The sequence below is a fragment of the Actinomadura sp. 6K520 genome (genome assembly GCF_004349245.1).
GTDB lineage: Bacteria > Actinomycetota > Actinomycetes > Streptosporangiales > Streptosporangiaceae > Spirillospora.
In genome coordinates this window covers 1-14,254 of the sequence record NZ_SMLC01000175.1, presented here as the reverse complement: position 1 = coordinate 14,254, position 14,254 = coordinate 1, and the positions used below count along the sequence as shown (strand labels likewise).

At 69.1% G+C, this 14,254-nt stretch carries 12 protein-coding genes and 1 pseudogene; 8 read left to right on the top strand and 5 right to left on the bottom strand.

Going from position 1 to position 14,254, the window contains the following annotated elements; all coding sequences use genetic code 11:
• Positions 1 to 3 precede the first annotated feature (3 nt).
• From gnd to dnaA, 3 genes are all read right to left on the bottom strand, one after another.
• A complete protein-coding gene (gene gnd / locus E1289_RS30895) occupies positions 4 to 924 on the bottom strand; it encodes a phosphogluconate dehydrogenase (NAD(+)-dependent, decarboxylating) (RefSeq protein WP_131986517.1) in 921 nt (306 codons plus the stop codon).
• Positions 925 to 1,200: 276 nt separating this feature from the next.
• Complete coding sequence (gene dnaN / locus E1289_RS30890) at positions 1,201 to 2,343, bottom strand: DNA polymerase III subunit beta (protein WP_131986515.1); 1,143 nt, start codon at positions 2,341 to 2,343, stop codon at positions 1,201 to 1,203.
• A gap of 674 nt (positions 2,344 to 3,017) precedes the next feature.
• Positions 3,018 to 5,204 (bottom strand): chromosomal replication initiator protein DnaA, encoded by a 2,187-nt coding sequence (gene dnaA, locus E1289_RS30885; protein ID WP_131986513.1) that lies wholly within the window; start codon positions 5,202 to 5,204, stop codon positions 3,018 to 3,020.
• A 594-nt stretch (positions 5,205 to 5,798) separates the two neighbouring features.
• Here dnaA and rpmH point away from each other — a divergent pair.
• The 5 genes and pseudogenes from rpmH to E1289_RS30860 all read left to right on the top strand — a co-directional run bounded on the left by rpmH (position 5,799) and on the right by E1289_RS30860 (position 8,362).
• The gene (gene rpmH / locus E1289_RS30880) at positions 5,799 to 5,936 is read left to right on the top strand and encodes a 50S ribosomal protein L34 (RefSeq protein ID WP_131953955.1); all 138 of its coding nucleotides are present in this window, start codon (positions 5,799 to 5,801) and stop codon (positions 5,934 to 5,936) included.
• A gap of 13 nt (positions 5,937 to 5,949) precedes the next feature.
• Positions 5,950 to 6,318 (top strand): ribonuclease P protein component, encoded by a 369-nt coding sequence (gene rnpA / locus E1289_RS30875; protein ID WP_131986511.1) that lies wholly within the window; start codon positions 5,950 to 5,952, stop codon positions 6,316 to 6,318.
• A pseudogene (gene yidD / locus E1289_RS39885) lies at positions 6,315 to 6,593 on the top strand (membrane protein insertion efficiency factor YidD); the annotation flags it as partial. The gene rnpA and the pseudogene yidD, both read left to right, overlap by 4 nt.
• A gap of 166 nt (positions 6,594 to 6,759) precedes the next feature.
• Positions 6,760 to 7,839: a membrane protein insertase YidC gene (gene yidC / locus E1289_RS30865; RefSeq protein WP_207929261.1), complete on the top strand. Its 1,080-nt coding sequence runs from the start codon at positions 6,760 to 6,762 to the stop codon at positions 7,837 to 7,839.
• A gap of 37 nt (positions 7,840 to 7,876) precedes the next feature.
• Positions 7,877 to 8,362 (top strand): R3H domain-containing nucleic acid-binding protein, encoded by a 486-nt coding sequence (locus tag E1289_RS30860; RefSeq protein ID WP_131986507.1) that lies wholly within the window; start codon positions 7,877 to 7,879, stop codon positions 8,360 to 8,362.
• Between the two features lie 453 nt (positions 8,363 to 8,815).
• Here E1289_RS30860 and E1289_RS30855 read toward each other — a convergent pair whose 3' ends face one another.
• Complete coding sequence (locus tag E1289_RS30855; protein WP_131986505.1) at positions 8,816 to 9,280, bottom strand: DUF6458 family protein; 465 nt, start codon at positions 9,278 to 9,280, stop codon at positions 8,816 to 8,818.
• Positions 9,281 to 9,512: 232 nt separating this feature from the next.
• On the opposite strand from E1289_RS30855, the gene rsmG reads away from it, so the two are divergent.
• The 3 genes from rsmG (at position 9,513) to E1289_RS30840 (ending at position 12,324) form a co-directional block, all read left to right on the top strand.
• Positions 9,513 to 10,190: a 16S rRNA (guanine(527)-N(7))-methyltransferase RsmG gene (gene rsmG, locus E1289_RS30850; protein ID WP_131986503.1), complete on the top strand. Its 678-nt coding sequence runs from the start codon at positions 9,513 to 9,515 to the stop codon at positions 10,188 to 10,190.
• A 335-nt stretch (positions 10,191 to 10,525) separates the two neighbouring features.
• The gene (locus E1289_RS30845; protein WP_131986519.1) at positions 10,526 to 11,341 is read left to right on the top strand and encodes a ParA family protein; all 816 of its coding nucleotides are present in this window, start codon (positions 10,526 to 10,528) and stop codon (positions 11,339 to 11,341) included.
• Entirely contained in the window at positions 11,338 to 12,324 is a 987-nt protein-coding gene (locus tag E1289_RS30840; RefSeq protein WP_131986501.1) for a ParB/RepB/Spo0J family partition protein, read from the top strand. Before E1289_RS30845 ends, E1289_RS30840 begins: the two co-directional genes overlap by 4 nt.
• Before the next feature lie 492 nt (positions 12,325 to 12,816).
• Here E1289_RS30840 and E1289_RS30835 read toward each other — a convergent pair whose 3' ends face one another.
• Positions 12,817 to 13,158 carry a hypothetical protein gene (locus E1289_RS30835; RefSeq protein WP_131986499.1) on the bottom strand — a complete coding sequence of 114 codons (342 nt, stop codon included), beginning with the start codon at positions 13,156 to 13,158 and terminating at the stop codon, positions 12,817 to 12,819.
• Positions 13,159 to 14,254 lie beyond the last annotated feature (1,096 nt).

Below are 14,254 nucleotides of genomic sequence, written 5' to 3'. Positions count from 1 at the left end.
GGGTTAGACCGGGGGCGGGGAGACGTCGGCGCCGGGGGAGTCGCCGTCGCCGGCGGTTTCGGTGGCGTGGCCGCCGAACTGATTGCGGAGGGCCGCGACCACTCGCATCGCGGGGGAGTCCTCCTGGCGGGACGCGAACCGCGCGAACAGGGAGGCGCTGATGGCGGGCAGCGGGACGGCGTGCTCCACGGCGGCCTGCACCGTCCAGCGGCCCTCGCCGGAGTCGTTCGCGTAGCCGCGCAGGTCGTCCAGTTCGGGGTCCTCGGCGAGCGCCCGGTTGAGCAGTTCCAGCAGCCACGACCGGATGACCGTGCCCTCCTGCCAGCTCAGGAACGTCTCCGGCACCCGGGTCACGATGTCGCTGGCCTCGATCAGCTCGAAGCCCTCGCCGAACGCCTGCATCATCGCGTACTCGATGCCGTTGTGGACCATCTTCACGAAGTGCCCGGCGCCGGTCGTCCCGGCGTGGACGAAGCCGTACTCCCCCGCGGGCTTGAGCGTCTCGAAGATCGGCATCAGGCGCTTCACCGTGTCGTCGTCGCCGCCGACCATGAGCGCGTAGCCGTTCTCCAGGCCCCAAACACCGCCGCTGACACCGCAGTCCACGAAACCGATCCCCTTGGCGGCCAGCGCATCGCCGTGCTTCTGGTCGTCCACATAGTGGGAGTTGCCACCGTCGATGACGACGTCGCCGGGCTGAAGGGTTTCCCCCAGGCTGTGGATGGTGTCCGTGGTGGGTTGGCCTGCCGGCACCATCACCCACACGGCACGCGGCGGGGACAGCTGTTCGGCCAGTTCCTGGACCGAGCCCACGTCGCTGAGGGCGGGATCGCGGTCGTAACCCACGACCGTGTGGCCGCCCCTGCGCAGCCGCTCGGCCATGTTGCCGCCCATCTTGCCCAGGCCGATGATGCCAAGCTCCATGAAAAGTCCACTCTCTTCCTGTGCGTAACTACACGCGCGTCCACTCTGCACATGCCAGATCGCACGGCTCCCTGCCGCGCGGCCGGATACCGCGCGGCCGTTCACCGCACCTGCTGATCTTCACGCGTGCGCGGCCGCGGGGACGACCCCGGAGACGTCGTCCCCAGGTGCGCCCAGAGCTGTGCATGCCCCAAGGCCAACCCTTCTCACCGCATGACCGCCGCGGCGAAGGGCGAGAAGGGTGATATGCGTCTTACCTCGACGACACCCTCACCTCTACCCGGACAGCCGGACGGGCATGATCAGGTAGCGGTAGTTCGGGTTCTCGCCGTCCTGCGGCGGCTTCCCGGTGAGGACGGCCGGCTTCGTCGGGGTCGTGAAGGACAGCCTCGCCACGTCCGAGCCGATCGCTGAGAGCCCGTCGAGGAGGAACCCGGGGTTGAAGGCGATGTCGATGTCCTCGCCCTCCAGCGACGCCTCCAGGGCCTCCACGGCCTGAGCCTCGTCCCCGGTCCCGGCCTCCAGGACGACCTCGCCCTGGCTGAACGAGAGCCGGACGGGGGTGTTGCGCTCCGCGACCAGCGAGACGCGCTTGACCGCCTCGATGAACGGCGCGGTCTGGATCTCGGCAAGGCCCGCGTACTCGCTCGGCAGCAGGGACCGGTACTTGACGAAGTCGCCGTCCAGGAGGCGGGAGGTGGTCCGGCGGCCGCCGCCCTCGAAGCCGATCATGCCTTCGCCGGTGCCGCCCGCACCGCCGAGCGCGATCGACACCTCCGCGCCCGCCGTCAGCGACTTGGCGGTGTCGGCGAGCGTCTTGGCCGGGACGAGCGCGACGGCGGAGAAGTCGGGACGCTCCGGCTTCCAGTGCATCTCACGCACGGCCAGCCGGTAGCGGTCAGTGGACGCCAGCGTCACGGTCTCGCCCTCGATCTCCACACGGACACCGGTCAGCATGGGGATCGTGTCGTCCTTGCCGGCGGCGATCGCCACCTGGGACACGGCGGCGGCGAACTCGTCACTGCCCACGGACCCCGCGGCCGGCGGCATCTCCGGCAGGGTCGGGTAGTCCTCCACAGGCATGGTGAGAAGTGTGAACTTCGCGCTGCCGCAGCGGAGCATCACCTTCGCGCCGTCGGTCGTCACCTCCACAGGGTGTGGAGGAAGGCTGCGAGAGATCTCTGCGAGGAGCCGTCCGGACACGAGCGCCGTCCCCGCCTCCTCTACGTCGATGTCCGTGGACACCTGCGCGGAGACCTCGTAGTCGAACGCGGACAGCTTCAGCCGGTCGCTGTTCTCCTCACCCCCGGCGACGATGTGCATGCCAGCGAGGACAGGCACCGGGGGGCGGACCGGGAGCGTGCGCGCGGTCCACGCGACGGCGTCGGCAAGGGCGTCTCTGTCGATGCGGAACTTCAAGGGGACCCGCCTCCTGCAGGTGTCGGACAACGGTGAGGTGATCCTGCCTCGGCCCGGGCGCTCGGGACAGGTTCTCCCCAGGCCCTGATTTGAGATGGATCTTTTCTTGGATAGAGAAGTAGTGCAGTACCAGTCATAGGGGCGGTGGATAGTGTGGACAGACCCCGTTTTCCCAGGTCAGAGCCCGTTTCTCTGTCCACCGGTCCTGTGCATGGGGAGTGGACGGCGCGGCGGCGCCTGGGGACGGCGAAACTTTCCCCACACGTCGTCCTCAAGTCATCCCCCGGTTTTCCACGAGTTCTCCACGGGTATGCCTGTGGTTTCGATGGCCTGTGTACACGGGACGTGTGGTCAGCGGAGTCCTCCCCAGGTCCGTCCCCAGGTCATCCACCGGATGTCCACGGGATGTCCACCGGTTGTCCCCAGGTGGCCGGGTGTTCGTGCACAGCAGGTCCACATCCGTCCACTGTTCATCCTCAGGTTCTCCAGGGGTTGCCCACCGGGTTATCCACGAAAATCCCCAGAGTTTTCCACAACTTGTGAGTAGCGCCTTCGTTTCTCGGGGGATGCGCGCCTTTTGCCGGTTTCGTTGGGCGAACGGGGTGTGGACGAGGCGTCCGGAGCCCGTCCACAGGCGTCGTGCAGGTCTGTCCACAGTGTGCAAAGAGGGCCGGTCAGCGCTTGCGGGCCTGGTGCTTGATCCGCCCCGTCAGCTCCGTGACCTGGTTGTATATGGCGCGGCGCTCCGCCATCAGCGACCGGATCTTGCGTTCGGCGTGCATGACCGTCGTGTGGTCGCGGCCGCCGAACTGCTGCCCGATCTTGGGGAGGGACAGCTCCGTCAGCTCCCGGCACAGGTACATCGCGATCTGCCGGGCGGTGACCAGCATCCGCGAGCGCGACGGCCCGCACAGGTCCTCGATCGTCGTCCCGAAGTACTCGACCGTCTGCGCCATGATCATCGCTGCGGTGATCTCGGGGCCGGAGTCGTTGGGGATGAGGTCCTTCAGGACGATCTCGGCGAGCTTCATGTCCACCGACTGCCGGTTCAGGCTCGCGAACGCCGTGACCCGGATCAGCGCGCCCTCCAGCTCGCGGATGTTCGTCGCGATCTGCGAGGCGATGAACTCCAGCACGTCCGGCGGCGCGGCCAGTCCCTCCTGGCGCGCCTTCTTCTGCAGGATCGCGATGCGCGTCTCCAGCTCCGGCGGCTGGACGTCGGTTGTCAGCCCCCACTCGAACCGGTTGCGCAGCCTGTCCTCCAGCGTCACCAGCTCCTTGGGCGGGCGGTCGCTGGAGATGACGATCTGCTTGCTGGCGTTGTGCAGCGTGTTGAACGTGTGGAAGAACTCCTCCTGCGTCTGCTCCTTGCCCTCAAGGAACTGGATGTCGTCCACAAGGAGGATGTCGACATCGCGGTACCGGCGGCGGAACCCGTCGGCCTTTCCGTCGCGGATCGAGTTGATGAAGTCGTTCGTGAATTCCTCGGAACTCACATAGCGGACGCGTGCTCCATTGAAGAGGCTCTGCGCGTAATGCCCGATCGCGTGGAGAAGGTGCGTCTTGCCGAGGCCGGAGTCGCCGTAGACGAACAGCGGGTTGTACGCCTTGGCCGGCTGCTCGGCCACCGCCACCGCGGCGGCGTGCGCGAACCTGTTCGACGACCCGATGACGAACGTCTCGAACGTGTACTTGGGGTTCAGGCGCGCGTGCTCGGACGCGACGGCACCCGAACCGGACGAGCCGCCTCCGCCGCCTGGCACCGGTGCAGGCCCACGGGACTCGGGGCCCTCCTCGTCCCGGAAGGAACTCTCTCCCCGGTAGGGCGGCTCCTCACCGCGGTACTGCGCCTCACCACCGCCGTACTGTTCCGGGCCCGGGTACTGCTGCTCACCGCCGGCGAACGACGGGTCGCCCCCGGGGAACGTGTCTTCCGCATGCCCGCGCTGTGGCTCGCTTCCACCGTGCTTGGGTTCGTGCCCCTGTTCCTCGGCACGACCGCCTCCTGAGCGCAGCGGACCCAGCGTGCGGTCGTTCAGATGCGAGCGCGGTGGGCGACCGGAGGGCTCACCACCGAAACCCTCCTGGCCTCCATAACCCGGGTAGCCCTGCGGGCCGCGCCCTTCATAGGGGGCCGAACCTCGTCCGCCGGGCCCCGCACCGTACGCGGGGGGACGCGACGCGGACGGATAAGACCCACGGTCGTCATCCTCAGCCTGTGGATAACCTCCGGGTGGCCCCTGGCCGTGGCCGGCTCCCGGCTGAGGCCGGTACCCCTGCTCGCCGAACGACCGCTCCGGAAACGGTCTCTCGGACCGGTCAGACCGGTCGGACCGCTCACCACGCGGCGGATCACCGCGGGGCGGATCGGTATAGGACGAATCGCCGTACTGCTGCTCGCCGTAACCCGGGTCCGTGTAGGACCGATCCCGATCCCGGTCGTCCTGCGGCCGATCCCCATAGGGGTCGGAGTAAGAAGGTGTGGTGTCGTGCATACCGGGCCCGCCACCGGCCCCGGGGATAGGCGCCGAAAGCGGCTCTCCCGTCCCGGGCCGCGAGCCCGTCCCAGGCCCTGCGCCAGGCGCGGTACCAGGGGCTACGGGCGGTTCCGGCTGGACGGTCACGGCGACACGGATCTCCCTGCCCAGCTCGCGCGACAGGGCCTGCGTGATGAGGTTGCGAAGCCGGGTCTCCAGCGCGTCCTTGGCGAACTCGTTCGGCGCGGCGAGCAGAGCCGTCCCCTCCACCAGCGCCAGCGGTCGGACCATCGGCAGCCATGCGCGGTAGCTGGGAGACAGATCACTCTCGGACAGTGCGGTGAGGGTGCGGGCCCAGACTGATCCGAGATCCTGACCGTCCATGCGCAAGGTCCCCTCCCCCTCCGTTCGTCGGAGTACCTGACTGCCCGTCTGTCCCGCGGGGCGCGATCTGCCTCACAGGGCACGGCCGCGACGCGGAAGCCTTACTCTCTCACGAGTTGTCCACAGAGTTGTCCACATGCTGTGCATAGGCATAGGGCACCCTGTGTAAAACCCGAACGGTGAGTTCCTGCACGCGGGGTCAGGAAAGGTCCGGCCTCTGGTGACCGGGGCGGGAGCGATTTCTGAACGGGGGCTTGCGGGGGCGGAAGATACCGACATCAGATCGTCGAGTTCGTCGAAGGAGCGTCGGCTCGCCCGGACGACCTTAACCGCTGCGGGCCACACCCGCAACACGTCCCACCACCCGTCTCACTGCCCGCCCCGCCCCGCCCTGGCGCGGCCGCCGCGTTTGACCGGCTACCCGGTCAGCCCGTAACGTGCTGAGGTCGAGTCGCATCGACGGAGATGACGCGTGCCCGCCGGCAGTCCCGCAGGGCGAACTCGGGTGGGCCCCCGCTGCGGGGGACCGGACGCGGCCCTCGATGCGAGCCATCGCGCCTTTCAGACGAACCGACCGCAGCACTGGAGCCTCAAGTGAGCAAGCGTACTTTTCAGCCGAACAACCGTCGTCGCCACAAGAAGCACGGCTTCCGGCTGCGCATGCGCACTCGCGCCGGCCGGGCGATCCTGACCAACCGGCGCAGCAAGGGCCGCGCCCGCATCGCGGTCTGACCACTACTTCACTGTGCTGCCGTCCGGAAACCGGATGCGGCGGCGGGACGACTTCACGTTGGCCGTCCGGCGCGGTCGCCGCGCTGGACGGCCAACTGCCGTGGTCCACCTGCTTCAGCCGGACGAGACCGCCGGCGCGGACGCCCCGCCGCTGGTCGGGTTCATCGTGGCCCGCGCCGTGGGGAACGCCGTCGTCCGCAACTCCGTGCGACGGCGGCTCCGGCACCTGATGCGCCCGCACCTCGACCGGCTCCCAGCGGGTAGCCTGCTCGTAGTGCGCGCCAACCCCCGGGCGGGGGCGGCGCGTCCTGACGAAATGGCCGCGGATCTCGAGTCGGCGCTCGATCGGCTGCTGCGGCCCGCGTCCAAGGGGCGAAGATGAGGAGTCGGCAGGGGACGGTGAATCCGTCCCGCACCCCGGCGGGGTCCCCGGGCCCCGTCGCGAGCCTGCTGATCCTTCTTGTCCGCGCCTACCGCCGCTTCTTGAGTCCCCTGCTCGGGCAGCAGTGCAGATTCCAGCCCAGCTGCAGCGCGTACGGCCTGGAGGCGCTCCAGGTGCACGGGGCGTTGCGCGGCACGTGGCTGACGGCCCGCCGCATCGCGCGGTGCCACCCCTTCCACCCCGGGGGTCACGACCCGGTGCCGCCGAAGAAGTCGTCCGAGACGCCCTTCTCCGGGGAGCCTGGGGGGCACGTTCCCCAGGAGCGATCGATCCCCTCCGGGGCCCCCGGCGAGTCGTCCCCGAGGCGACCCGCGGCGGCTTCTTCGAACTCCGGCCGCGAGGAGAGCGGCCCCGCCCTAGCAGAGCCCAAGGAGCTGCCCGGTGCTTGATTGGTTGTACGAGATCGTCTCTCAGCTCATCGTGTGGATCCACACGGGGCTGAGCACCTTCGTCCCCGAGGACAGTGGATGGGCCTGGGGCGGCTCGATCATTCTGCTCACGGTCCTGCTGCGGCTCATCCTCGTCCCGCTGTTCGTGAAGCAGATTCATGCTTCGCGGAAGATGCAGGAGCTGAACCCCAAGGTCCAGGCGCTGCGCAAGAAATACAAGAACGACAAGCAGCGCCTCAACCAGGAGGTCATGAAGCTCTACCAGGAGAACGGCGCCAACCCGCTGGCGGGCTGCCTGCCCCTCCTGGTCCAGATGCCGATCTTCATCGGGCTGTTCCAGACACTGAAGAAGATCTCCGACGCCGACCCGGGCGAGAGCGTCTTCGCCGTCTCGGCCGACCTTGTGGCGAGCGCGCAGCAGGCCAGTATCCTCGGCGCCCACATCCCGGACACCTTCCTGAACGCCTGGGGCTCCGACCCCAAGAGCTGGACCGCCATCGTCATCACGGCCATCGCGGTGGTGATCAGCTCCATCACGACGTTCTTCACCGTCCGGGCGAGCATGAAGCGCCAGCCCATCACCGACGAGAACAACCCGATGATGCAGGCGCAGAAGATGATGGTCTTCCTCGCGCCGCTGTTCGGTCTCTTCGGCCTCGGCTTCCCGCTGGGCGTCCTCATGTACTGGGTCACGTCCAACAGCTGGACGCTGGCGCAGCAGCACTACATCTTCAAGAAGTACCCGCCGCCCAGCACGGACGCCGACACGCCGCCGGCGTCCGGCAAGTCGGGCTCGAAGACGGGCACGAAGGCCGGCACGAAGGCCGGCACGAAGGCCGGTGCGAAGGCCGGTGCGAAGACGGGCGCCAAGGCAGGCACCAAGACCGGTGCGAAGGCCGGTGCGAAGACCTCCGCCTCGAAGAACGGCCAGGGCTCCTCCTCCGGCGGCAAGACGAAGCTGAAGAAGGAGGCGGACACCACCCCCGAGGCCGACGACGACAAGCCGAAGGTCGTGCGCAACCAGCCGACCCGCAAGCCGCGCAGCAAGCGCAGCGGCACCCCGAAGCGCTAGTTTGAACCCCGAGCCCGTGCCGGAGAAGGAGACCGTGTTGAGCCAGACCGACACCACCGAGGTCGACGTCCAGGCGCTCGAGCAGGAAGGCGAGATCGCCGCCGACTACATCGAGGGCCTGCTGGACATCGGTGACTACGACGGCGACATCGACATGGACGTCGAGGGCGAGCGCGCGATCGTGGCAGTCGTCGGCGCGTCCCTGGACGAGCTGGTCGGCAAACGCGGCGAGGTCCTGGAGGCACTGCAGGAGCTGACCCGCCTGGCCGTCCACCGGCAGACGGGCAACCGCACCCGCCTCATGCTCGACATCGGCGGCTACCGCGAGCGTCGCCGCGCCGAACTGACCAAGCTCGGCACCGACGTCGCGGACGAGGTCAAGCAGAGCGGCGAATCGAAGCCGCTCGCCCCGATGACCCCGTTCGAACGCAAGATCGTCCACGACGCGGTCGCCGCCGCGGGCCTGCGCAGCGAGTCCGAAGGCGAAGAACCTGACCGCTACGTGGTCATCTACCCCGCCTGACGACCGGCGGCTGCCCCGCCCCACCGCCCACCAGCACAACCCATGAACGGCCCCGATGCCCGCGCGGCACCGGGGCCGTTCGCATTCGTCGATCAAGCGTCGTGCGCGGGGTGAGGCGCGCGGTGAGCAGGTCCAGTCCCGCGGTGCGGCACCATCAGGGCGTTCGCCGTCTGCGGGGCAGGACGCGGGACTGTACGGGACCACCGCCGAACCGGACCTATGGGGTGAGCGGGAGGCTGTGAGTGATGGGAGCGGTCGTTGAAAAGCGTGCCCCTCCCGCCCGGGGGCGGACCCGCTTATCCCCAGTGTCAAGGCCCCGCTGGGCGACAGGATGTGGAATGGCCCCCTGTGGATAACGCTTAGGGGGCCCCGCGCCCTGCCCGGCACGGGGCCCCGGGAAGCTCGGTGTGCGCCGCCGCCCGAGCACACCGAGCAGGATCGACGGCGAGGTGGTTACCTCCGGGCGGTCCGGCGCCACCGGCGGCGCTGCGGGACGGCCCGTCCCTCCGCGTCGAGACCGGACGCGTTCTGCACTGCCGGGTCCTGCGCGTGCGCGGGGTCCTGGGCGTACGCCGGATCCTGGGCGACGTTGGTGTGCGTCACGCCCTCGTCCGCCGGGTGTTCGATCACGCGTTCGACTCGTTCGGCCGGACGTCCGGCGGGGGCCGGGTCTTCGACGATGTGCTCCTCATGGACCACCGTTCCCGGCTCGTCCCCGTAGGCGGGATCGGCGCCGACGATGCGGCCGGCGCGGCGCCGGGGCCGCGTGTACCGAAGAGTGAATCCCATGCTGATGAGCCCCACCAGGATCAGGATCCAGCCGACCAGGGTGATGTCGATGCCACTGAGCTCGACGCGGAGGGCGAACGCGAGAATCGCGCCGATGGCGATGAATGCGAGACTGACTCCGATTCCCATCTGTCGGAGCTCCTTCCGGGGGAGGTCGGGCGACACACCGCCTCTACCCGAGGAGACGCGGTTATGCCGACGGGTCATGTGGTTCTTGCCATAACGCAAGGGTCCCGCGGCTGCGCCGATCCGTCCGTCCGCCCTCGCCCCGGGTCGCCGGAGGGGCGGTGTGGGCCTCCAAACCTGCGGACGGACGTTTCGTGTGCACGCGCACGCTTGTATCTGTGGAACGATTCGTCTGATGGGGATTGCACGGGAGGTATTCGGTGACGCGTTGCCGGTCGCGGAGCGCTACGCGGCGTTCCTCGCCGAGGCCGGCGTCGAGCGCGGGCTCATCGGGCCGCGCGAGGTCGACCGTCTCTGGGAACGCCACCTGATCAACTGCGCGGTGGTGTCCGAGGCCATTCCGGCGGACGCGCAGGTCGTCGACATCGGCTCGGGGGCCGGGTTGCCGGGCGTCGTCCTCGCGATCGTCCGGCCCGATCTGCGGGTCACCCTGCTGGAACCGCTGCTGCGCCGCACGACCTTCCTGGACGAGTGCGTCGAGATGCTCGACCTGCCGAACGTCGTGGTGCGCCGGGCACGGGCCGAGGACGTCGCCGAGGAGTTCTCCGTGGACGTGGCCACCGCGCGGGCCGTCGCACCGCTCGAACGGCTCGCGGCCTGGGCGCTTCCGCTGCTGCGTCCCGGTGGCGAACTGCTCGCGCTCAAGGGTGAGCGGGCGGCCGCCGAACTGGACGAGGCGGCACCCGTCCTGGAACGGTTCGGGGTCCGTACCACCGAACTGCTTCAAGTCGGGCAAGGTATGGTCGATCCGCCGACAACGCTTGTCCGTGTGGTCGCCGGCCGAGGCGGGGTTGTCGGACGACGACAGCGCGCACCCCGGCGTGCAAAAGGGTCGAGGAAGAGGTCTTCATGAGCACGGGACCAGGACTGGGCCGGCCTGACCGCACAGGCGAATCCCCCGACGAACAGCCATTCGGCCCGGGCGGCCCCGGCGAGGCGGCGTCGCCCACCGGGACGCCAGGGGGGCAGGGCCCGGCCAAGGAGCCGGGTGCCGCGCCCTCTGGACACGCGATGTGGGGCAGCACCACGTCCGGTACGGCCGAGAACGTCGGCTATGTACCGACGCAGGCCGCCGCCGCGCCGCCGGGGCCGCGCAAGGGACCATCTCAGGGGGAGTCAGAACTCGTGCGCGAGGCGCTCAAGGACGCCAAGGTTTCACATGAAACATCGGCCGCGGCGGTCAAGGCGATGCCGGGCCGCAGGGACAGGGAATGGCCCCGGCCGGACAGATGCCGCATCATCACCATCGCCAACCAGAAAGGCGGCGTCGGCAAGACCACCAGCTCGGTGAACCTCGCCGCGTCGCTCGCCATGCACGGAGCCCAGGTGCTCGTCGTGGATCTCGACCCCCAGGGCAACGCCTCAACGGCCCTCGGTGTCGAACACCACGCCGAAGTCCCGTCGATCTACGACGTGCTGATCGAGGACATGGCCCTCGCCGACATCATCGTCCCGGCCCCGGAGATCCCGAACCTCTTCTGCGCGCCCGCGACCCTCAATCTCGCCGGTGCCGAGATCGAACTGGTCTCCAAGGTGGCCCGCGAGTCGCGGCTGCGCCGGGCGCTCGACGCGTACGACACCGAGAAGTTCGACTACGTCCTCATCGACTGCCCGCCATCCCTCGGGCTTCTCACGGTGAACGCCCTCGTCGGCGGGGACGAGCTGCTCATCCCGATCCAGTGCGAGTACTACGCGCTGGAGGGGTTGGGGCAGCTCATCCGGACCGTCGACCTCGTCAAGGCGCACCTCAATCAGAAGCTGAAGGTGTCCACGATCCTGCTCACGATGTACGACGCCCGGACGCGCCTCGCCGCGCAGGTCGCCGAGGACGTCCGCAACCACTTCGGCGACGTCGTCCTCAACACCGTGATCCCCCGCAGCGTCCGGGTCTCCGAGGCGCCGAGCTACGGACAGTCCGTCATGACCTACGACCCCGGTTCGAGCGGCGCGCTCGCCTACAGCGAGGCCGCCTCGGAGATGGCCCACGGAGGAGCCGCCCAGTGAGCCAGCAGCGACGCGGCCTGGGGAAGGGCCTCGGTGCCCTCATTCCCACCTCGCCGCCCCCGTCGGCCCCGGCCGAGATGGGCGAGCCGGGATTCCCGGGCGGCCCCGCGGCTCCCCCGGCCAACGGTGCCTCCTCGTCGGAGCCACCGCTCGAACCGGTCGCCGGCGCCCACTTCGCCGAGCTGCCCCTCGGCTCGATCACCGTCAACCCGCGCCAGCCGCGCGAGCACTTCGACGAGCAGGCCCTGGCGGAGCTGGCCGAGTCGATCGGCATCGTCGGCCTCCTGCAGCCGATCGTCGTCCGCAGGATCACGTCGGGCGACCACGACTACGAGCTCATCATGGGCGAGCGCCGCTGGCGCGCGTCCCAGATGGCGGGGCTGGACGTCATCCCGGCGATCGTCCGCGACACCGGCGACAACGACCTCCTCCGTGACGCCCTCATGGAGAACCTGCACCGCCAGCAGCTCAACCCGCTGGAAGAGGCGGCGGCCTACCAGCAACTCCTCCAGGACTTCGGCGCCACCCATGAGCAGCTCGCCGGACGCATCGGCCGGTCGCGGCCGCACATCACGAACACGCTGCGCCTGCTGAACCTGCCGCCGGCCGTCCAGCGCCGGGTCGCCGCAGGCGTCCTGTCCGCCGGCCATGCGCGAGCCCTGCTCTCCCTCGACAGCATTGAGGCCCAGGAGCACCTGGCGCAGCGCATCGTCCAGGAGGGGCTCTCCGTGCGCGCCCTCGAAGAACTCATCGCGCTCCGTGAGGTCGACGAACCGAAGACGCCGCGGCAGGGCCGCCGCAAGAAGCCCGTCGCCCCTGGCCTCCAGGAGCTGGCGGACCGCCTCTCCGACCGCTACGAAACCAAGGTGCGCGTCGACATGGGCCGCAACAAGGGCAAGATCGTGGTCGAGTTCGCCACCCTGGAAGACCTCGACCGCATCATCAAGTCGATGGCCCCGGACGACGACCCGACCGAACCCTGACGGTCGGTAGAACGGATGTGCGCCCCGGGAGCATTCCTCCCGGGGCGCTCGTCTGCGTACGGCTGCTCCGTGCCGCTTTGGGAGAGAGGGCACGGTACGTAGCAACCGCTCCGGAAGCAGCCTCCAGCACACCGTCGACGACGGACGCAGGCTGCGGACCGCCGCTTGTTTCACGTGAAACACGAGACAACTCGTGCCGAGCCGGAGCACTGCTGGGTCAGGCGGCCCCAAGCCCTTGGGGTGTCGCAACGATGCGTCAGCGTGGGGCACGTCCAGAGTTGGAACTGAGCGACCTTCGAGGAGCAGCCAGCGTCAAGTTGCGATGGGCTCGATCGGCCTGCCCCGCGTCCTGCACGCTCAGGCGGGCGGCATCGGCGTCCCTTCCACGCTAGAGCCGGCGGCGACTCCTTGCTCCCCGCCGGCGGCATCTGCGGGCGCAGTCTGCTGGGCGCCCCAGGATGAGTCCTTCGGCGGCCGGCTGTCCCCTACGCCCTACTCGGGCAAGGTGTAGCCGTCGGTCTCGTCCCATGGGATATCGAAGTCGTCCAGGTGCACGCGCCACTTGGCGCCTGGCAGCGAACGACGCAGCTCGGTCAGCGAGCCCAACACGTGATCGAGGACTGGGACCACCCGGTCGAAATCGGTCGGCATCTTCGTGGCCCCGGCCACGATTGCATCGGGCTCCCCCGCGCCGTTCTCGTACAGGTACAGGGTCTCCTCGTACTCGTACGGGAAGGACTCCATGTGTGCGGTGACGATCCCTTCAACAGCGGCCCTCTCAACATCTGTGAGCGGTGTCGGCCGGGTCGCGGAGTAGTAGAGGGAGACGCTCATTGCCCGAGCGTACCGAGGAGGAACGACAACGCTCGCCGATCAGCCGCCCTCGCTTGGCGGCGACGGTCGTGGCAGCGCAAGTCCACCGTCCTCGCGGGTGACGCTGTCCGTAGATGGGGTGAACTTTTGCGGATCGTCAGATTCGGGTGCCCGATCATCTGGCGACAGAGGCTGGTCTTGACATTGCTGGGCAGCGCTTTTCCTCGCCTGGCCGGTCGCCGCAACGGACCCGATCCCGCCCGGGAAGCTTCCGACCATGTTCCACGTGAAACCAACAAGCGACCCAGCCACGCCTTGAGACATCTAGCCAGTGCGGTTAGGCGACTGAGGGGTGGGCGGCGCATCACCGGAGGAGGAGTACCTCGGCAGCCGTCAGGCCAAACGGGTCGATCATCTGCGGACAGGGTGGGAGGTACTGACTCGGCGCGATCGCCGCCCCGGGAACCGTCCAGCTAGTCCGACGGCTCGCGAATCGCCGACATTGAGCGCTGGAGGATCGGGTCCCCCAGCGGTGCCCAGGCATCGACGCCATGCACGGTGCACGTCGTACTGCTGCTCCGGCAGTAGCTTCCTGGACGCCGTCGAAGACGGACGCAGGGCGCGCGAGGGACCGCCGGCTGTTCCACGTGAAACATGAGAGAAGTCGCGGCCGAGCCCCGATGCCCTGTTGGGCCAGGCGCACCGGAGCCATGTGGGTGTCGCAGCGATACGGCAGCGCAGAACGCTGCGTCCAGAGCGGGAGCCAAGAGGTGTTCGGGAGGTCGTCGGTGACGAGGTCTCGACGCGGTCGAGCCGCTGCGGACAGCCGCCGCGGACGAGCCGGGCCACCGCGCCCTGGACGTCGCCGCCCGCACCGTCGCGCAGTGGGGGGCAGGGGGCGGGTGTTGTGAGCGACAGGGTTGGTTGCGTCGAGGATTGATGGCACGTGCCCTAGGGCGGCCAGGTCCGGCGTCTGGCCCGTGCTCACACGGCCGGGCGTGCGCGGCATGCCCGGCAGCTCTGGGAGGTGGCGCGTCGCCGGCCTGGACATGTGAATCCAGTCCTCGCCCCCAGCTACCGGCTGGTGGAGGGCGGTGATGCGCGGGCGGCGTGGGGG